The sequence below is a fragment of the Sulfuracidifex tepidarius genome (assembly GCF_008326425.1).
Classification (GTDB): Archaea; Thermoproteota; Thermoprotei_A; order Sulfolobales; family Sulfolobaceae; genus Sulfuracidifex; species Sulfuracidifex tepidarius.
In genome coordinates this window covers 2303261-2323223 of record NZ_AP018929.1, presented here as the reverse complement: position 1 = coordinate 2323223, position 19963 = coordinate 2303261, and the positions used below count along the sequence as shown (strand labels likewise).

The window sequence follows — 19963 nt, the reverse complement described above, 5'->3', positions numbered from 1 at the left end:
TTCTTCATGTAGTGCCCCTAACTCCATTGTTAGGTTGCTTTCTAAACACGTTCCTGATATCTTGTATGTAGAGGTTGTTGAAGGGACAAGCCTCAATACAGTCACCGCATCCTACACAGGAAATTCTGTTTGAGAACCCTTTGCTCAACACGTCTTTCCTGATATCTATCTTGGAAGGACATGAAGATTCACATGAGACGCTATTGCAAGACCTGCACACTTCCACATCCTTAGACTTCACCTTGAAGATGACCTTGTTGAAGAGTCCGGTGAAAGTTCCATACCCACACCATCCTTGTCTTGCACATGAGTAAGTCCCGAAAACCGGGGTCATGAAGAAGAAGAACCACCAGACGTAATTTAGGGTGAACATTCCGAAAAGATCCAGAGGATTTAGTATAGAGCTTCCAAGCTTTAGGAACTGAACAATTCCCATCTCTCCTGCGACCCAATAGGAGAAGAAACCTATCATTACAGCTAGGGGAACCCACCTGAAGTATTCCCAGAACTTTGAGGACTTCTTAGCCTTGAACTGATCGTAATATACGTTAGTCCACATGTGGGCTGACATGCACATGGTATTACAGAATGCTCTTCTTCCGAAGATGATTGAAGCCACAGAAATCGCGATCATGGACAACGAGAAGCCCAAGAGAGTTACGGGGACAAGCATTCCGCTCATACCGAAAATGTAAAAGTTGGTATAATACGGAATTAGCCATACGAAGATAGGCATAGCCACAATTATAGCTAAAGCCCATCTCTTTACACACGAAGGTCTGGATCTCTTGTATCTTTCATAGACTAGGAAGAGCATTTCGGCCCCCATCATCAAGACGTAGAACGGCATCATAGTAGTCATCATGACTAAAATGTATGAACCCCAGAAAGATGACAACAGTAGATTATGTGAAACCATCAAAACGGAATGGAAGCTCATTAAAGTCATTGATAGTGGGTTCATGGGGAAAATCCACCAGAACGGATTCGTGTGGGGGCTCCTCATCATAGAGCTACCATGATTCATCATATGAGCGGAGAAAATATCATTAGTTATGTTGAACCCCATCACGCTGTCTCCGAAACCCATGGTGAGTTCTGCCATGTTAATAAGGAAGACGAAAAGGATAGGGATCTTAAGTCCATAAGTGATCTTTTTATCTGAAAACCTATAGAAAATAAGAACAAAGTACCAAACCATTGAAGCTATCATCGATAACGACAGGAAAGTTAGATCCGAGGATGAGGCGAAAATTGAAAGACCTAACATCATGATGAAATCGAAACCAGCTAAAGATAATGATAGGACCTGTGCGTTCAGAGAGATCCTCCTCATTTGTAGGAGGTATAATGTCACTATATTCACTATCATTATTATAGAAGAAAGAACAGCACCAACTAGCTGAATTGAAGACTCGAAAGTTCTGAAAATGTTTGGCATGAACGCCATTGAGACAGCGAATGTGAATAACGAGACCTCCTTCACGTTGATGTTATGCCTGCTCATTGTCAGGAAGAAGGAAGCGTCAATGAGCATCATTATTCCGAACGCTGGGTTACTAACGGCTGAAACTAAAGGATTCATGTGAGGCCCGAAGGCTGCAGAGTAAGAGTACCCCATTGCCAGCTCGTCTATCACCAAGGTTAATGCTAGGAAAGTAGAAGATACCCAGTCCTCTTTCCAGAAACCCTTGTCTTTCACTGCCAAGGAAAGGAATATTGGAATCGACGCTAGCATGAGGCTAATAGGCTCAACAAGGACTGAGCCGTGTTGAAAGAGTATGTATCCTATGTCTATAGCTTCAGCTGACATATAGAAGAATATGGAAGAAGTGAAGAGAACAGCTCTTCTAGATGCGTTTGAGCTTCTGTACAGCAAATATAGGAGAAAAAGGTCAGTGAACATCATTCCTGCAATATATATAATTATGGCTAACTGGAGATAATCCATAATAAACGTAATGATAAATGAAGTATTTAAATTGTATACTATAATGTTCAAAAAATACTAATATTTTTTCTTACTAAATTTTTTAAAACACTTTTATTCATTTAGAACAAATAGATAAGTTAATTGAAAAAACAGTGATTATGATCTGGATGGGCACAGTTGTTTTAATTAATTTAACTAACTTGAAATAAAGAGCCAGATAAGTAAACTAATTACTATATACTTAATTATTAGGATTATTTTCATAGATCATTGCAAGAATCATTTTTGCCCTATGTTGAGATCTTTTCTCATACTTAATTGAACTGAGATGCGAAACATCTTTTATAATTATGGCGTAATAATCAGTATGAGACCTTTAGGGTTTATAAGTAACGGCTTAACGAGTGCCTTAATAGATAATGGATCAGTGGTATGGTTGGTTTTCCCTAGATTCGATTCCCCCTCGATATTTGGCAAGCTCCTAGACGACGAAGGAGGAGAGTTTTCTATATTCCCCGAAGACGAGTGTGACGTCTCAGTCTCTTACGTGAACGCTAACGTGTTATCAACTAAATTTCGGTGTGGTCAAGGAGAGGCTGAGATCATGGATGTAATGCCCATTGGAGAGAGGTCGCTGGTGAGGGTCGTGAGGACAACCATTCCTTTGAAGGTGAAAGTTAAGCCTATGTTCCATTACGGGCTTTACAAGCCTATAGTGGAGGAACATGAGGAAGGAGTGAGGTTCATGAACCCAAAGTCTAGGGAATGCTTAGCTTTGACCCCCAACTTGCACGTCATATCCCCGCCTGGAGCAACGTTATATCTAATCTATTCTACAGCTCGAGATTACGGTCCTTTCAAAAAGAGGATAGAAAGGAAAGCTGAGAAGTCGCTTAGAGCTACTCTCAACTACTGGGAAAGGAAGGTTCCTTTCAAAGGTACAGATGAAACTGACAGGATAAGGGAAGTAAGTTTGATGGTACTTCTGAGTTCAATATACTCCCCCACTGGAGCTTCTATCGCTGCTCCTACCACTTCCCTGCCTGAGATTGAGGGTGGGGGAAGGAACTGGGATTACAGATATACATGGGTTAGGGACTCCTCCATGGTTTCGGAGGCCCTACTTTCAACCGGGTATATAGTTGAATCGAGGAGAATAATCAATTTCCTCTTAGGGTCAATGACTTTCTCCTCGAAACCCTTCCTTCATCCTCTCTATACTGTGGACGGAGGAGACCCTCCACCAGAAAGGGAAATTAAGTGGTTATCCGGGTTTAAAGGGTCTAAACCAGTGAGGGTCGGAAACGGTGCGGCTTCTCAGGTTCAACTAGACATAGAGGGTTTCTTTGTGGAAGCTGTTTATCAATATTATCTGAAAACGGGAGACGCCGAGTTCTTGAGGGAAAATTGGGTTAAACTGGAGTATATTCATGAATGGGTCTCAAAGAATTGGAAATTGAAAGACGCCGGGATATGGGAGGACAGGGGAAGGCCACAACATTACACTCATTCGAAAGTCATGATGTGGATAGCCTTAGACAGAATAGAGAAGATGGGGAAAGAAATAGGAAAGAAAGTGTCGACTTCCAGCAAGGAAAAGTTGAGACAATGGATAATTGAGAACTGCGTGAAAGATAGTTATTTCGTAAGATATGCCGGATCAGAAGAAGTTGACGCTAATCTCCTTACCTTGCCAATTTACGGCTTCGTTGATGTAAGAGACCCAGTTTTCATGAATACCTTAAGGAAAGTTGAGACTGATCTCCTTAAGAACGGATTCGTGAAGAGGTATAGGAAAGACTTCATGGGTGAGGCAGTTCATCCTTTTACATTAGCTAACGTTTGGTTGGCCAGAATATACGCTAGACTAGGGAGGGAAGAGGAAGCAATTAAGCTGATAAAGAACTTGACTCGGCCTTCTAGTAATCTGTATCTGATTGGTGAGCATATCGATGTAGATAAAATGGAATATACAGGAAATTATCCACAAGTTTTCACTCATGCACAAATTTTGCTTGCTATTGAAGAGATAAATGGAAAATCTAAGATTTAGGTGACAAAGGGGGAGACATAGTACAATTTTTGAGTGTGAAAATTTACGTAACGTCCTTTATTTTTTCCATATTTTTCATGATTTCCCCTTCTTACCTCTCTAGTCATATGCAATATCTATATTTACACACATAAATAAAAATATATTATAAAGAGATATTATCTTTAGTATTTCAGAAAACCGTAAGTAGGGTTTTCGTCAAACACATGAAGCTTTTGGACCTCGGTATAATAACGCCTTAAAATAAGGCAAGGGACACTATACGTAAGACTATGGTCAAGCCATTCTAAGAGAAGCTTGTGCATTACATGATGCATACGTGTGCGTTTTTGATTCTATGGGACATAAAGAGAAGTCAGATTTTTATTACAGAGGAAGCAGAGGACTATTGATCAGATATGGAGCCTATAGTAAAGAGGCCTTATTACCATTTTGAGAACCCTAATAGGGTAGATAAGGAGAAGAAGGGAAGAGGATTTAGTCTAGGAGAGTTGGCTAAAGCGGGTTTGACTAAGAGCGAAGTTAGGACGCTCAATGTTAACGTCGATATAAAGAGGAAATCAGTATATGATGTGAACGTAGAGGCCTTGAAGAAAATAAAGGAAGAAGGTAAGGAGAAGCTAGAACAAGCTAAGAAGAAAAAGATGGAGAAGAACAAGAGAAAGGCTGAAAAGAAGAAGGCTAGTCAGAGGAAGGAGTAATCACTGCCCTTCCTATGATTTTGTCTTCTATTAAGTCGTTTATTGCATCATTTATTTCTTCAAGCTTGTAAGGTACAGGCATTGTATTGAACTTCCCTTCTTGGTACGACTTGATGATCCCATTCATATCCTCAAAGCTCCCGTAAAGGACGCCCTTAACTTTCAATCCCCTCAGTACTATCAGCTGTTCTGGAACGTTCAGGTAGCCTCCGAATTCTCCGACTATTCTAAGCTCTCCTTCTCTTGAAAGCAACCACATTGAGTCCTGAAGGGTGGACTGTGATCCGACGAAATCGAGTACGTAATCGAATTTCTTTTGACTGTAGGAAAACAAGGTTTGTGACATGTTCATGTTGTCTTTTCTCTTCATCATTACGGTGGGTATACCCATCTCCTCGGCTTTGGCTAACTTGGATGGGTTCCTCCCACCCATTATGACGTCAGCTCCATTACTTTTCAACATCTGGGACGCGATCATAGCAACCGCTCCGGTTCCTATTACAGCCACAGAATCGCCCCTCTTAATCCCCTTAACAGCGCTGTATGCAGTGATACCTGCATCAGCTAACGGAGCTAGGTGAATAGGGTCTCCATCAACTTTGAATAGATAGTCCTCTGGGACTGAAACGTATTCTGCAAATCCGCCGTTCCTTTGGACTCCAACGACGCTTACTCTTTCACAGAATTGCGGTTTACCTGAGAGGCAATACTTACATTTACCACAGCCTATACTGCTGTACAGAATGACTCGGTCTCCGTCCTTGAACTTCTTTCCTCCCTCAACCACGTCTCCAACTATCTCGTGGCCTAAAATCACGGGAGGGGAGATCTGAAGGTCTCCGCTCCACTCTCCTAGTACCAAGTGGACATCTCCGTGACAGAGTCCCGCAGCCCTAACCTTGAGTATGACCTCTCCTTCCTTTCTCTCTGGGTATGGTACTTCCTCCAGTGATAACGGTTTTCCCTCTTCGTGGAAGACCGCTGCCCTCATTACCATCCAGCCTTAAGGTATGTGTTGTGTTCCCAAGGAGTTATCTCCCTTTCATATGTCTCTATTTCTGAGTTCTTGAGTTCCAAGTACGCACTGTGGATCTCCTGTCCCAAAGAGTACATCATGTAACTGTCGTTTTCAAGCTTGTTTAGCGATTCACCCAACGTGGAAGGCAACTGATTAGTGTACGTGTTGACCTCCACCGTAAGTCCCCTCTTAAGACCGTCTATCCCTGCATAAATCAACGATGCAAGGAACAAATATGAGTTAGTCAATGGGTCTGCTAGACGGAACTCCAGGCTTCTCGACTCCCTGAAGTTACTTGGTATTCTTATCATGAAGTGCCTTTCGTTACCCACACCCGGGACACTAGGAGTGAACACTTCTCTGAATCTCTTGTAAGAGTTTACAGTAGGTGCAGCGAAAGCCATGATTGAAGGCAGGTGTTCCATTATCCCTCCGAGGAAGGAGTAAGCTGTGGAACTGAAGCCGTTCTTGTCATTGCCGTCGTAGAGCACGTCCTTACCGTCTAGGGAAGTAAGGGAGAAGTAAACATCCATACTACTCCCTGGGTGTTCTTTGAAAGGCTTGGGCATGAAAGTAGAATACATATGGAAAATTCTGGTAGTGTCCCTTATGACCTCCCTAGCCGCTATTAGGGAATCCGAAGCCTCCATAGCATCTCCTTTAGCGAAAGACACCTCGTATTGCCCTGGACCGTAGTGTTTGTTTATAAGCTCTACTTGGACGCCTACGCTCTCCAAGTTCTTTATCATGTTTCTGAGGAAGTTCTGTTCCTCCATTAACCCTTCGGGAGAGAAGGCCTTTGCCACGTCAGCGGGCTCCATGGTATTTTCTTTCAGAAGGTAGAACGTAGGCTCAAACGCTACCTGTAGCTTGTATCCTAATTCCTCTAAAGCTTCAGTTGCCTTTTTGAGTATTGTTCTCGTGCAGAAAGGTGATGAACTTCCGTCAGGCATGTTTATGAAAGATAGAACTCTGGCTGTTCTCTCCAGATAAGGTATTAACACGAAGGTGCTTAGGTCTGGAATTGCAACTATGTCATCGTATTTTGACCTTATGGGCCTATCCTGATAATCTAGAAGGAGCAAGCTCTCAGGAAAGAGAACCCCCTTCAATCCATTAGATATTTCCTCGAATTCGGCCCTCCTCAACGACCTAGCCCTAGTGTTTCCCAAGACGTCTATGAACTCAACTCTGATGTAATCTATGTTGCCGCTCTTTAACTGATCTAAAACGTCTCCTCTAGACAAGTTTGACACCATTCGAGAGTTTGACTCTTGTTGTCTTAAAAATGAATATGGATATTAAAACTGCCATGTTATCATCATGTGATTTTAAACTGCCCTATCCTTGACGTTGAAATGCTAACTGATCTCCTCTTGATTCTGTTCACGCTTCATAAGTCTCTGAAGGTGAATCGGGATTTACCACTTTCTCATATATCAGAGGATTGGGCTTGACGGATCAGTTTGAATGTAACCTGAAATATTTTCTATTTATAAGAGAAAATAAGAGAAAAAGTTACATGAACTGAACAATCTCCGATTTGTGGTCTATGAAACTCAAAATTAAATTTAGACTGTTACTTCTTTCAATTATCAATTATTCTCGTCCACTCCCTTTTTCCCTACTCTCGGTCCAGCGGATATGTCAGACTTAATTACTTTGGTAGCTCCCAGCTCAATCAACGTCTTCTCTACGCTTTCTGCGTCCTTTCTTAACGTGAAAACGTGAGGATTCGGACCTGCATCGAAGGTATATCCAGCTATCTTTCCGTCCCCAAAGCTATCAATTACCTTCAAAGACATTGCGTTCAAGTAGATCAGAGGAGGGAAGGAGTCCATCATGATCGCATGCATGCTGTTGCTGTGCCTGATCGTCATCTCAAAGAACTTCTTAGCATCTCTATTTCTGATCGAATCTAATACAGAAGGTAAAGTTTCCCTAACGAACTCCAATCTACATTTCATTAGATTTGATGTTTCTACCGAGACACTCATCCCCTTTCTGGATGAAATGCGTTTCTTCTCGTCGGTGAAGATAGGTATCAAGTCTACTAGATCTCTCCAATGGTCGTGAGTGAAAATTTGTTCGCAGAAGGAGTCCTCACCGTCGTCCCTGGCACCAGAGTGCCATATGACAAAACCGCCGTAAACGCTCCTGCATGCGCTACCAGATCCAAGTCTAGCTATCTTAGACAATTCCTTGGGATCCATTTTAAGCCCTAGGGCGTCTGATGAAGCTAAGGTAAGAGCAGCTATACCAGCCGCAGATGAGGCTAACCCAGCAGAGGAAGGGAAGTTAGACCACGAATCCACTACGGCATATATACTCTTTCCAGAGATTTCTCTCATTCTGTCCAAGACTCTTGAAGCATAGGACTTAACTTCCTCGTCGGATAGCTTAACTCCGTTAACTCTCACTTTGTCCTTGCTTAACTCGGGATCGAAGACTACCTTGCTTCTTACCTTTAACGCCTCCAAGGAAATGGATAGGGAATCGTTTAGGGGTAAGTTAAGTGCTGAGTTCCTCTTCCCCCAATATTTCACTATGGCTATGTTGGAAGGTGCTTCAGCCTCTCCTTCAAGCATCCTTAGTCAGTCCCCTATCTTCTTTCACTTTTATAACCTTGATCCCGACGCTCTCCCAGAAAGACTTCACTTGTTCCATTTCCTTTCCTATAGCCAGGAGAGAGTCGCCTCCTCCAGCCCCAGGGGAGAAAGCTATCAAAGCCCCTCTCTTCTCCGTTTCGCGAAGGATCTTTCTTTCCTGTTGACTCTCCAGTTTCACTCCCACCTTTTCCGCGAGCAAGTTCAGTTCAGTCCTAGCCATCTTCACGTGAGGTATAGCGCTTATGAGGTCTCCCTTCTCTAGATACTTCACTGCCATCTCGTTTTCTTTCTCTATTTCTCGGAATGACTCCCTGAAGTAGTCAGTGTCTTTTGCCTTACTGAACTCCCTAACTAAGTTCACCGTGTCAGCGCTCCTGCCCGTGAACCCCAGAAGTATCTCGTAACCCGTGGGAAACTCTACCTTCTCTACATTCCAATCCCTTGAGTCAGGGGTGGTGAACCTCCTGTACTTCACGCTACCGTACACTGCAGTAGCTATGTCGAACCCGCTACCTATTCCTCCCTGTCTGACGTAATTTGCCTTCTGGGAGAGGAAGTGTATCTCATCCAGATCGATCCTCTCTCTCATGTAGTAGTAAAGACATCCGGTTAAGGAAACTGTAGACGCTGATGAGCTTCCCAGTCCTGTCTTTCTTCCCATGAAAGAGAAGTCTTCGTCGTTTTTCAGACTAACTTGAACTCCTTTCACATCTCCTAAGTGTTCTCTCACCACTGACAGAACAGAGTCTATGACAGGGTTCTCTCCTTCTCTGAACTTACCGTATGACGTATCGAACACGTTCTTTTTACCTTCCGTTAAGGTACACCTCACCCTCCTGTCTATAGCCACTGAATGGGAAATTCCCCCAAAGACTACTGTGTAACTCCCTATCCAGAGCACCTTCCCTGGGGAAGAAAATGAAAACGATCTCACGACAATAATTTAAGTAGTGTCCTTAATAATTAAGCGATGGAATTTCTCGATAAGAAACATAGAATTGTTGTCATGAGTATAGCCCAAGGAGGTCCTGCAGGGATAGATAAGGACGACCTCTTCCAGAGCATGAACTTGGTGATGAGCAAGGAAACACTGTCTCATGTTCTAGAAGACCTCTATTTCGACGGAAGTGTCAACATTCTCAGGGACGGCAATGAGATACGTTATGTAGCGTCAAAGGATATCAGGGAATCCATGATAGCTCTCGAGCTTCAGAAGTACAAGTTAGCTGAGAAGCTGGAGGAGTTAAAGGAACTGTCCAAGAATCAGGACAAGGACAAAGCTGAGGCTATCCTTAACTCGGTGAAGGAAGTCTCAATCCTGATTTCCAACTCCATTTTAAGCTTGTTGAAGAGCTCTCCGTCTTTGACTGTGCCAGAATACCTTGACATAGTGGACGCAATAAATAGAGACTTCCTGTCGAAGTTAGTTCCACTTTTGGAAGGTAAACCTTCGAAGAGGGAACTTGAAATCCTCATGAAGCTAGTTTCAAGATACCGCGGAGAAAAGGACGCTGAGAAGCTTAAGCTAGTCCTCGACAAGCTTTACGCGAGTGAGGAACAAAAGAAAAAACAGCAGGAAGAAAACGCTCAGCCAAAGAATCAAGGAGAGTCAGGCCAGCAGTAAGAACTCGTAAATCTTCAATTTTTATAATTAATTTGAAGTTTTAATGAATATAGATATATAGGTTATATATATGTATTATATTTCTTTTCTATCTGATTAAAAATCGCAGGAGAAATTAATCTCTTAATTCTAAAGCGTATATAGAAAAGATTTAAAAAGACAAACTCACATATTCAATAAGATAATAATGAGAGTTAAGAGATCAAATGCGGAGATAGTTGGTGATATATTAGAGGTAATAGACAAGGGTTACAACAAGACCTCCTCCCTTATGAAGAATGCCAATTTAAGCTTCACTTTAACAAAAAAATACGTCAATATGATGATAAGCAATGGTCTTGTTGAGGAAAAGGACGGAGAGTATAGGATAACCAGCAAAGGTAAGAGACTGCTTGAAAACTTACGGAAAATAAGATCTCTAGAAACTGAATTGGTAACACTTTTAAACTCTATAAATGAAGATTTGGTTAATGAATAGTCCCGATTTCATGTTTCTGCTGATCCCTACATTTCTCACTATAGTTTCATCAATTTTCCTTTATTACGTAAGGAAAAGGTTAACCTCAATAAGGGAGGAAAATGAAAAATTGGAAGATAAACTGGTCTTCCTCACGTTCAAGAGCTTAATAAGCTTTCTCTCGTCTGAGGAGGCTTCCTCCCTAATTGAGGAGTCAATAATCGGGGCAAGTATGAAAATAGACGGAGATGTCTTCATGAAGGAGCTCGAGAAACGTTGGCCAAAGTTGAGGAAGAGGTTAGGTAGCTTATCCTCTCTTATGAACGTCGAAAGGAGAATAGGATTTCTGATGAGGAACTTCGAGAATAGCTATTACTACACACTGGTTTCTTCTTCCTCATCAATGTTTCTGACTACAGTTAGCCTTCTTCTGTTCGTTTTAATGTTTCCCGCAATTTCAATGTTTTTCGCTGGTTTATCCACAGCTACCGTTTTGATATCTTTGTATTATGAAAAGAGAATGTTAGAGGGGTTCTCAGAGTACTTTAAACTCTACTCTAAATATTACTAGAAGCTCCTCCTTCCCCTTTCCCCTTTCCCTTATCTTCCTTTACTATATTCCACAACAAACCTACTTGTGGTACCTCAACTGAAACTACATCCCCGTCCTTGAGGTAGTTCTTCTCTCCGAACTCTCCTACACCTGCTGGAGTACCTGTAGTGATTAGATCCCCTGGGAGTAATGTGATCCCCTTGCTCAAGTAGGATATCAAAGAAGGTATATCGAATATCATGTCCTCTATCCCTCCGTCTTGCACTTTCCTTCCGTTCACCTTGGTGATTATCCTCAGGCTGTCAACGTTAACCTCGTCAAGGGAGACTACCCAAGGACCTACTGGGAGTCCCTTGTCCAGTCCCTTCCCTTTCACCCAGTTCAGACCGTAATGCGGAATACCGGGGAACTGATAATCCCTGAAGCTGACGTCGTTCACTACCGTGAACCCGAAGACGCATTCCATAGCGTCATGCTTTTCAACATCCTTACATTTCCTTCCTATGACTATGCCTATCTCCCCTTCATAATCTACTTTCTTGAGGTAATGGGGGATAACTATGGGATCTCCTATTCCGATCAAGGCGTTCCTGAACTTCGTGAAGAAGTACGGTTCGCTTGGAGGAGCCATGGAGGACTCCTTAGAGTGAGATCTGAAGTTAACCGCTGGGAGAAATATCTTCTCTGGATATACCGGAGGAAGGAATTTCTTCACCCTTACCTCCTTCATTTTAAGTGACTTAACCTCCTCGAATCCTGAGATCACCTTTGAGGTGTCTTGAAAAACGCATGAAAAAGCTTCATTCTCAGGCTGGTATACCTTTCCATCTTTCAAAAGTACGACTCCTTTTCCTTCGTCAAGTATGGCGTAACCTATTTTCACATGAGTAGGGGTAAAGCAGAAGTTAAATATTTAACTTTAAGGAAGTGAAAATGATTGATAATCTCTATCTTCGATTTCGTAAAAAATAGGTGAAGTTTTCGCAGTTCACGAGCGAATTCTTATTGAAGCCATTTTTTCTCAAAAATTGCTAAGAAAATCCTAGAAAAGTAACCTAATGAAAGGAGTGAGGCACAACGCTTATTTCTAGCTTTCTCTTTTACACATCTCATGGTAAAGAAATGTATTGTAGCTGGAGGTATACTTATAGAAGACGATAAGGTTCTGCTCATAAAACACAAGAAGCTTGGAAAATGGTTATATCCAGGAGGACATGTAGAGGAGAACGAGACCCCTCATGAAGCAGCTGAGAGGGAGTTCCTGGAGGAGACTGGATTAAGGGTGAACGTTATAGGCGATAAGTTCGAAACCAATGACCCTTTAGTTTCTCCGGAACCGTTACCAATTACCATTTCCATGGAAACCGTGAATTACCCAGACGTCACTCATCTCCACTATGACATGATATTTCTCGTCAAAAGGATAGGAGGGGAGCTGTCTGAGGGGAAGTGGTTCTCTTATCAAGAGATTGACCAACTAGATACATATGAGAACGTTAGACAGATCTTGAAGATGGCTTTCGACCGCAAGAAGGGAATATAAAAATAATCTGAAGAGCTCTAAATAAGAAGTTATGATCTGATATCAAAAATATTATAGAAATTCTAAAAAGAAGTTATAAGTTAAAGGTAAAAATAAGAGAAGAGGAAAAACTTCTTTTATGTCTTGTTTTGTCCTTGTTCTATCTCCGTTATTTCTCCTGAGGATACTTCCAGAGGCTTACCTTTAGTCTCAGGAATCATGAAGAACGTAACCGCTGCAGCTATGAACATGAGCACAGATAGGAAGGTGATCGCGAATGACAGTCCGTATGTCGCCAAGAGAGAGGGGAAGACGAAAGACGAGAATGATGCTCCTATTCTGCCTGCAGAAACTGTGAAGGATTGTACTTGTCCCCTTATCTTAGTAGGGGCCAGTTCAACGCCCAACATTCCTGAGGCACTTATGGAGCCTGGACCCGCTTGTTCCATGAAGTTAAACATTCCGAACAACAATATTCCAAGGAGAGGAGAGAAGGCTGGACCTATAACTAGTGCTCCAGTCTTCAGATCATAAGAAGTCCCGGTTGAAGAGAGGTAAAGGCTGAAGGCAAGGAGGAACGCTGCCATTCCTAAGAATCCTGCTATTTGCATGGGTTTCCTCCCAACGCGGTCTATGAGCAGTATTGCAAGTATTCCTCCGGGAACTGTGAACGCGAATTCGGTCATAAACTGAAACAGAGACGGGGTAAGACCCAAGACTTTCGCTATACTTGTTGGCCCGAACAAGATCGAAGAGTATGCAGCTATATCGAACAGGAACCAGAGGAACATAGCTCCAAAGAATACCCTAAGGTTCTTCCTGAAGTAATATCCGAATCCGTTGTTATCTTTCAAGTCAGCGTCTATTGAGACCTCGCTCTTCGCGACTTCCTTTACGACTTCCTTTACCTTCTCAACGTTGCCTTCTATTCTGCCCAAGAACCTTGCAGTCTCTGGTATCTTCCTTCTGAGGTAGATGACTGAAGCCGCTGGAATGGCCCCTGCAGCGAGTACGATCCTCCAGGTAAGGTCGGGAGAAACATGGAGGTATCCCAGTACCAAAGCTATTGCAGCTGCGACTGTAGCTCCGAATCCCCAGAACATTCCGAAGCCTAACGCAATTATCTTCCCTCTGTCCTTAGCGTTAGTATGTTCAGCCATTATCATAGGGGACAGAACGTAGTCAGCTCCAACACCCATACCCAGGAGAAATCTGATAGCTATTAACGTAGGAGCATTAGGCGCGAAGGCTTGTAGCAATGCACCTACAGTCATTAAAGCTACATCTATTCCATAGAACTTCTTTCTCCCCATTCTTGATAGTTGACCAAAGATTATTGAACCAACAGCCGCTCCTATCAACGCAGATCCTGCAACTAACGAGTCGTAAAAAACGTATGTTGAACTTCCCGGTTTTATCCCATAAGAGGACAAGACTATTGCAAGCACTATTCCTATGGAGGATAGATCGTACCCGTCTGTGAATACGCCCATTCCAGTAGTGAACAGATTCTTGAAGTGGAAAAAGTTCAGTCTGGTCTCGTCTAAAGGTTTGAAGGGATTTTGTCTCATTAACTCGATATGAAACGTATAGAATTTAAGCATTTTGAAAATATTCTATTTATTGTTATATATATCTATATATTTCTCTATTTATTATGTATCCTAAGGAATGTTAGAGGCTTCTTCCTTGTAACTTCGACCTGAGAAAGAGTTCTGGTACAATAGACATTGATTCTTAATATTTAACTATAAAGAAAAACTAAACTAACTGTAATTGCAATGAAATAAGAACGTTTCAAAAGAAGAGCTAAAGTAGAACTGAAATGACATTACTTTTATCTTAGTGGGCGAGAAAAATAACTTGAATTACGATGAAAACAGAATAGGGAGACATGATTAAGAAATATTGAAGCAGAGAAATAGGGTTAGGATGATGTTCTTATCAGATCGTAAAGTTTCCTATTCCTTGTTGAAACGATTACCTTGAATGACGACAGTGAAAGCAGGAATTTCCCCACTTTCTCGACGTCCTCATCTTTCAAGTGCTCTTCAGGTTCATCCACAAGTACTAGTGATCCTGGCTGGGCTGAGGCGATAATAGACAGCATTGTAACTAGAGATTTAACCCAAGTAGGAGAGTTTGACAGCCTTCCATTCCCGTATTGTATTATTCCTCCTTGTATCTCGACCTTTTCCGGAACTAAGTCTCCTATTTCAAGGTTATGGATCTCTGTTATCCCTTTCCTTATCCTCGACATCGCCTTTAGCCTAATGTCGTCAACGAACTGGATGATCTCCTCTTGCGATATCCCGGATTCTAACACGTTTATGAGTGAAGCCCTATCCGCAGGGACGATCACTACTTCCTGGAAGCCGGTTTCGTCTTCTAGCTTCTTCCTATACGCCGAGATTACGGGTTCAATCATGCTCTCCATTTCCTGGGAGACCATTTCCTCGAACTCGGAGTGTATATTGAACGACCCTCCAAGGATTTCCTTCAAGCTTCTGCCTACAGCTGCCCTGAGCTCGTCTATCTTAATTTCCCTGTCCAGTCCTCTATCCTCAACCTTCACCCTCAAGTCTAGTGTAAGGGAAACCTTTCCTTGAGAGTAGTCAACCTTCAACAGGATTTTAAGCCCTTTCATCGCTATAGACTTCAAACCGTCGACTTCCCTGCTGCCGTGTACGTCAAATAAGTCCATTTCTACCTTCCTTTCCATAATCCTGCCCATTACCTTTTCAAAGTCGAAATTGACCTCAACTCTCACGGGGTTCTCCAGCGAGACTGTGTAGTTCTCATACTTGACTGGAAGGGGAGTGCCAAGCTCCCTGAGTAAAGGAATTGCCTTAGACGGCTTTATCATCTTGAAGGAAACCTCTCTGAAGAACACTAGTAAGGTAGTCAATGTCATGTAGAAGCTCTCCAGTTTTCCCTCACTTCCCCTAGTTATGGCTGAAGCTAGCTCCCACCCTACCCTTTTCCTTATCTGAGAATACCCCTCATAATCCAGGATATAGTACGAATTGTAAATCTTCGCGAGGTCTTCATACCCGTAAACTGCGGTTATCCCTTTATCCTTTACCTCGTTAAGAATGGCTTCCATTCTCATTGTTTCTCTCCATCATTTAAATACTTCTCCAAAATGGCTATCGAATAATCGTATCTAAAGGAAGTGTCGTGGTGCCCACCATCGAACTCCTCGTAGACGTGGTCAACTCCAGACTTAGAAAGGATGGAGTGAATAATCCTACTGCCGTACTGTATGTTGTACTCGTCCCTTTTGCCCACGTCTATGTAAACCACTTCCTTTTCTCTGAGGGCAGTCACGTAGTTCTTTAAAGCCCTAACTGGATCCTTCTCTACCCATCTCTTCCATACGTCCTCCACTATCTCGCCGGTCTCTAAGCTGAAAGGCAGTTCCACGTCTTCTCCCCTGGGTGAGTAGAACGCTGACATTGCTAAGATCATGAGAGTGGTTAACTCGTCCCTTCTCTTCTTGGTCTCCCTGTTCCAGAACGTCGTGAACCATTCCCTCCATGAGGAAAACCTACCGAGCCTCTCTATTGCCACGGGGAACTCGGGAATATATATGTACTCGAAGTAAGCGTCACCTGAGTGGTCAGCGATAGCCCTGATCTCCTTGTGTTTCATCCCTATCATGACAGAGCCGTATCCTCCCGAGGACTTACCCATTATCCCTATCTTGTCTGTCTTGTATGTTTCAGAAAGCGTCTTCACTACCTCCATAACGTAGTCCTCGTAGTTGCCCACGGCAGATGAGTTCAGGTACTGATTCCCTCCCATCTTAGTGAAAGTGTCCGGAAGTACCATCACGACCCCGTTGGATTTCCCTTCAGCTTTCATCCTCTCCAGCCTCGTCTTCATGTCCTCTGAGAAAGGGTCGTAGTTCAACATGGACAAGGAGGAGCTGAGGAAACCGCTGAGGTAAATGATCAAGGGTTTTCCCTGGGGGTTTTCCGGCTCTATTACTGCAACTTTCCTCTTGTAAGGGTCTTTCAAGGGGTTGTCCTTTAGTGATTCGCTCTCAAATTCCACTAACTTAAGGTTCATCTCTAGACCATGTAGCTTTTCCACATCTTGAAGGTTTCGCGAGAGATGCAGATAGAGCCTAACATACAGAATCTCTTCTCTTCACTTAAATCCTTGAACTTACATTTCTCCTTATGGAACTTGCTGTTGTAGTGGTGGTCGGTTCGGATAAGCCGGGAATTGTAGCCGGGATATCATCTGAGTTAGCAAAAAACAACGTGAACATAGTAGACATCTCCCAGACCGTCCTCAGAGGGGTCTTCTCCATGATAATGGTCGTAGACATCTCAAACTCGTCTGTGAAGATAGGTCAGCTGAGGGATTCCCTGAAAAACAAGGGGAAAGACCTCAATGTCGACGTGTTGCTTTATCATATAGATGTGTTCAACTACATAGAGAGGATCTGACATGTTCTCTCCTGAGGAGATAACTGAAGTAATAAAGATGCTTACGGAGGAAGACCTGGACATAAGGTCTGTGACTCTGAGTATGAACATGCTCGACGCCATCGATAGAGAAGAGGAGAGATCTGTCTCCAGAATCATGGATAGAGTAGAGGTAGTTCAGAGGTTCTCTCAAGTAGTCGACGAAGTGAAAGAAAAGTACGGTGTAAGTATAATCACAAAGAGAGTCGCGACCTCGCCGGTTCAGTTCTTCCTTGAGGCGAACCCCTCCAAGGGCTATGCTATCAAGCTAGGTAAAGCCCTAGATTCCCTCGCTATCAAGGGAGGGATAGACTACGTGGGAGGGTTCTCGGCTTTCGCTGACAGAGGTACATCGAGGAGCGCTGACGTCTACATATCGTCTCTGGCAGACGTGATGAACAGCACTAGTAGGATTGCGGGTGTCCTCTCTGCAGGTTCTACGTTCAGCGGGATCAACTTGGGGTCTGTGAGGGGCTTCGTGGATCAAATTTTTGACATGAGACCCGAGTCATCTTCAAGAGTCGCAGTGATGGTCAACCTCCCACCCGATTCCCCCTTCGTCCCCTCCGCAACTCACGGGTTGGGGATGCCCGACATGCAGGTCAACGTTGCTGTAAGCGGACCAGGGGTGATAGAGTCAGCGATAAGGAAGAACAGAGTGAACGACATAAGGGAGCTACATAACCTGATAAAGAGGCATGCGTTCAAGGTAACTAGACTAGGGGAGTTAGTAGGAAAGGAAGTGTCGAGGCTCATGAACGTCCCTTTCGGAGCGGTAGACTTGTCGTTAGCTCCCTCCCCGAAGACAATGGACAGCGTAGCTAGGGTAATTGAAGCTATGGGAGTACAGAGGGTCGGAGGTTTCGGGTCGTTGACAGCCCTGGCGATTCTCTTGGATGCGGTAAAGAAGGGAGGGGCGATGGCCACATCCTCGGTCGGGGGGTTGAGCGGCGCCTTCATACCGGTGAGCGAGGACTCCGGCATGACGGAAGCAGCCATGTCAGGTTCCATTACTTTCGAAACTCTGATCATGATGTCTGCAGTGTGTAACACTGGGATAGACATGGTTGGAATAAGCAAGGATTCCGACAGAAACGAGGTAGCTTCCATGATACTGGACGAACTGACCTTGGGCCTTTCCTTGAACAAGTCGCTTGGAGTGAGGCTTGTACCCGTAGATGGTAAGCCAGGGTCCGTGGTTGACTTAGGAGGGCTTCTCGGGAAAGTGGTTATAATGCCTTTAAAAGGTATTTCGAGTTCCATATCCTCCATGGATGGGTTCATACCCAACTTCCTAAAGAGACTTGACTTCGGTTGAAAGTAGGTTTTCAGGATTCCGACTTGTTTTTCAAGACACTTCATTTATATTGTTAGGTTGGGGACATAAGACCAAATTGAGAGATAGTCAACACATTAAGATCTCAGATTTAGAAAGTGATACACAAGTACAGACAAAATCAGAGGTCAAATTCATGATATTTAAAGAGGGTAAACCTCGTCTAGTTGTCTTGGTAAAATAATGATAGTTAATGAAGCGTAATCTCTGGTACATCAACAGAATTACTGTCTATTCATAAATGTTACTTCAATCTATCAGGGTCGTTCCGACCTCAGCTCCAGTGTTTGCCTCTTCTCGTCCGATTAATCTCTCAAGTTGATGGCTATCAAGAATGAATCCATGTCCGTAAGGTCAGAACATTTCATGAGAATTTTCCTGGCTAAATAGAAACCATGAAAGAAATTGTAATTAAATCAAAAATTCTAAAAAATCACAAACTTGTTGACATTAGAGCCTTGTTTTAGTTATGAAAAACGCCATTAGGGAAACAATAAAGGAAATTATTGATATTATAAGAAAAGCGTTGAACACTCCAACTAAGGTCGTTATTATACCGCTGAGCAACATCCCCGCGGGCACGAAAATGTATGATAAGGTACTTTCTATGCCTGAAAACACGTCTAGATTCTCCTTAGGGCAGGTCATCTGGAAGAAAGATGTATACGACACTGAGAATAAGGCTGAAGATAGACCGATCACACCATAAAGTGCAAGACCTACAGTGAAAGATCTCGTCAAGGAAAGCCCTAAAATGAAGAACGAGGTTAGAAAGAGGGATAAAACCAAGTTAAAGGTAAGTCTTTTACTGGACTGAAAATTAACCACATATGATCCCACGATTGATCCTAAGAAGTTCAGTGACTCGAGGATAGTGTACTTAGATGAAAGGATGTGAAATGCAGATATGTACACTACTTCTAAGGTAGAAGGGAAAGTTGTAAGAAAGTTGAAAATCGACGACATCATGATTAGAAGTAAAAGTTTCCTATAACCTAAGAGCAACTTGAAATCCTTCTTTAAAGAGAAGAGATTTTCTCCTTCTCTGTCCTCTTGTTCCTTTGAGCGATAATCGACCTTTACATCTGACAACAGGAAATAGAAAAGCACCCCAAGTAAGGTCAATGCTACGCCTATGTAAATTAATATCTGAAAATTATTTATATTTAGAGCTAACGCAATTATTAGGTACGAAATAAGCTGAACTGCTTGGTTTGTCCCTGACAGAACAGAGTACGCCTTATTCAAGAAGTCTTTGCCTATCACGTTATAAACGTAGAGCCTTCGTGCACTGTAGGTGAAAGTAAAAAGGAAAGATGTGATTGTAGTGCTCACTAAAATGAATATTACGTCAGTTAATGTTTGGTTCAAGAATGCTTTTATAATAGTGGCGAAGGAAAAGTCGTTAATTGCTGAGAGGAAAGTAGGGAAAATGAGCAACTTCTTCAGGGAAAACCTTCGAGGTAGCTTTGAGAAATATGTTGTACCCACTAAGTTGACTATCATCTCAACGAAGTAGACCAGGGAGACGAAAATTGGCGATCTAGTAATAAAAAATATAATAAAAACCATTATAGCAGGATAAAACACTGCTTCCGCTAACTCAAGCAATCTGCCTATCATGTAGTAGATGAAACCCTTATTATACCAAGTTTTGGCTATAAACTTCACCTACAATC

The 19963-nt window shown here is 42.8% G+C and carries 18 protein-coding genes; 8 read left to right on the top strand and 10 right to left on the bottom strand.

The genetic code is table 11. The features are described 5' to 3' along the window. Nucleotides 1-4 precede the first annotated feature (4 nt). Nucleotides 5-1951: a 4Fe-4S binding protein gene (locus IC007_RS11750; RefSeq protein WP_054845791.1), complete on the bottom strand. Its 1947-nt coding sequence runs from the start codon at nucleotides 1949-1951 to the stop codon at nucleotides 5-7. Between the two features lie 349 nt (nucleotides 1952-2300). Between IC007_RS11750 and treH1 the strand changes: the two genes are divergently transcribed. Together treH1 and IC007_RS11740 are read left to right on the top strand one after the other, a co-directional pair. Continuing rightward, entirely contained in the window at nucleotides 2301-3986 is a 1686-nt protein-coding gene (treH1, locus tag IC007_RS11745) for an alpha,alpha-trehalase TreH1 (RefSeq protein WP_167751119.1), read from the top strand. A 398-nt stretch (nucleotides 3987-4384) separates the two neighbouring features. Further along, nucleotides 4385-4687: a ribosomal protein L13e gene (locus IC007_RS11740; protein WP_149528813.1), complete on the top strand. Its 303-nt coding sequence runs from the start codon at nucleotides 4385-4387 to the stop codon at nucleotides 4685-4687. On the opposite strand, the gene IC007_RS11735 is transcribed toward IC007_RS11740, so the two are convergent. The 4 genes from IC007_RS11735 to IC007_RS11720 form a co-directional block, all read right to left on the bottom strand. Beyond that, on the bottom strand, nucleotides 4668-5678 hold the full coding sequence (locus IC007_RS11735) for an alcohol dehydrogenase catalytic domain-containing protein (protein WP_054845857.1): 1011 nt from the start codon (nucleotides 5676-5678) through the stop codon (nucleotides 4668-4670). The two genes, IC007_RS11740 and IC007_RS11735, sit on opposite strands and share 20 nt — an antisense overlap. Then, nucleotides 5678-6952 carry a glutamine synthetase family protein gene (locus IC007_RS11730; RefSeq protein ID WP_149528945.1) on the bottom strand — a complete coding sequence of 425 codons (1275 nt, stop codon included), beginning with the start codon at nucleotides 6950-6952 and terminating at the stop codon, nucleotides 5678-5680. The genes IC007_RS11735 and IC007_RS11730 overlap by 1 nt, the downstream gene beginning before the upstream one ends. Nucleotides 6953-7300: 348 nt before the next feature. Beyond that, nucleotides 7301-8293 (bottom strand): diphosphomevalonate decarboxylase, encoded by a 993-nt coding sequence (gene mvaD / locus IC007_RS11725; RefSeq protein ID WP_054845789.1) that lies wholly within the window; start codon nucleotides 8291-8293, stop codon nucleotides 7301-7303. Beyond that, entirely contained in the window at nucleotides 8286-9248 is a 963-nt protein-coding gene (locus IC007_RS11720; protein ID WP_054845788.1) for a phosphomevalonate kinase, read from the bottom strand. The genes mvaD and IC007_RS11720 overlap by 8 nt, the downstream gene beginning before the upstream one ends. Before the next feature lie 36 nt (nucleotides 9249-9284). Here IC007_RS11720 and IC007_RS11715 point away from each other — a divergent pair, with 36 nt between their 5' ends. The 3 genes from IC007_RS11715 to IC007_RS11705 all read left to right on the top strand — a co-directional run bounded on the left by IC007_RS11715 (nucleotide 9285) and on the right by IC007_RS11705 (nucleotide 10966). Then, nucleotides 9285-9938, top strand: a complete 654-nt coding sequence (locus tag IC007_RS11715; protein WP_054845787.1) for a hypothetical protein — start codon at nucleotides 9285-9287, stop codon at nucleotides 9936-9938. Between the two features lie 187 nt (nucleotides 9939-10125). Then, nucleotides 10126-10416, top strand: a complete 291-nt coding sequence (locus IC007_RS11710) for a winged helix-turn-helix domain-containing protein (RefSeq protein WP_054845786.1) — start codon at nucleotides 10126-10128, stop codon at nucleotides 10414-10416. After that, on the top strand, nucleotides 10409-10966 hold the full coding sequence (locus tag IC007_RS11705) for a hypothetical protein (protein ID WP_054845785.1): 558 nt from the start codon (nucleotides 10409-10411) through the stop codon (nucleotides 10964-10966). Before IC007_RS11710 ends, IC007_RS11705 begins: the two co-directional genes overlap by 8 nt. On the opposite strand, the gene IC007_RS11700 is transcribed toward IC007_RS11705, so the two are convergent. Next, the gene (locus IC007_RS11700) at nucleotides 10953-11831 is read right to left on the bottom strand and encodes a fumarylacetoacetate hydrolase family protein (protein WP_054845784.1); all 879 of its coding nucleotides are present in this window, start codon (nucleotides 11829-11831) and stop codon (nucleotides 10953-10955) included. The genes IC007_RS11705 and IC007_RS11700 overlap by 14 nt on opposite strands. A gap of 228 nt (nucleotides 11832-12059) precedes the next feature. Here IC007_RS11700 and IC007_RS11695 point away from each other — a divergent pair, with 228 nt between their 5' ends. Continuing rightward, on the top strand, nucleotides 12060-12491 hold the full coding sequence (locus tag IC007_RS11695; RefSeq protein WP_054845783.1) for an NUDIX hydrolase: 432 nt from the start codon (nucleotides 12060-12062) through the stop codon (nucleotides 12489-12491). Nucleotides 12492-12607: 116 nt separating this feature from the next. On the opposite strand, the gene IC007_RS11690 is transcribed toward IC007_RS11695, so the two are convergent. The 3 genes from IC007_RS11690 to IC007_RS11680 all read right to left on the bottom strand — a co-directional run bounded on the left by IC007_RS11690 (nucleotide 12608) and on the right by IC007_RS11680 (nucleotide 16544). After that, complete coding sequence (locus tag IC007_RS11690; protein ID WP_149528812.1) at nucleotides 12608-14041, bottom strand: MFS transporter; 1434 nt, start codon at nucleotides 14039-14041, stop codon at nucleotides 12608-12610. 356 nt (nucleotides 14042-14397) lie between these two features. Continuing rightward, nucleotides 14398-15576, bottom strand: coding sequence for a hypothetical protein (locus tag IC007_RS11685; protein ID WP_149528811.1), 1179 nt, complete (start codon nucleotides 15574-15576; stop codon nucleotides 14398-14400). Nucleotides 15577-15578: 2 nt separating this feature from the next. Further along, nucleotides 15579-16544, bottom strand: coding sequence for an alpha/beta hydrolase-fold protein (locus IC007_RS11680; RefSeq protein WP_054845856.1), 966 nt, complete (start codon nucleotides 16542-16544; stop codon nucleotides 15579-15581). A 113-nt stretch (nucleotides 16545-16657) separates the two neighbouring features. On the opposite strand from IC007_RS11680, the gene IC007_RS11675 reads away from it, so the two are divergent. Then, nucleotides 16658-16930: an ACT domain-containing protein gene (locus IC007_RS11675; protein ID WP_054845781.1), complete on the top strand. Its 273-nt coding sequence runs from the start codon at nucleotides 16658-16660 to the stop codon at nucleotides 16928-16930. 1 nt (nucleotide 16931) lies between these two features. Then, a complete protein-coding gene (locus IC007_RS11670) occupies nucleotides 16932-18266 on the top strand; it encodes a DUF711 family protein (protein ID WP_149528810.1) in 1335 nt (444 codons plus the stop codon). A 468-nt stretch (nucleotides 18267-18734) separates the two neighbouring features. Here IC007_RS11670 and IC007_RS11665 read toward each other — a convergent pair whose 3' ends face one another. After that, nucleotides 18735-19955 (bottom strand): MFS transporter, encoded by a 1221-nt coding sequence (locus IC007_RS11665; RefSeq protein WP_149528809.1) that lies wholly within the window; start codon nucleotides 19953-19955, stop codon nucleotides 18735-18737. Between the last annotated feature and the right edge of the window lie 8 nt (nucleotides 19956-19963).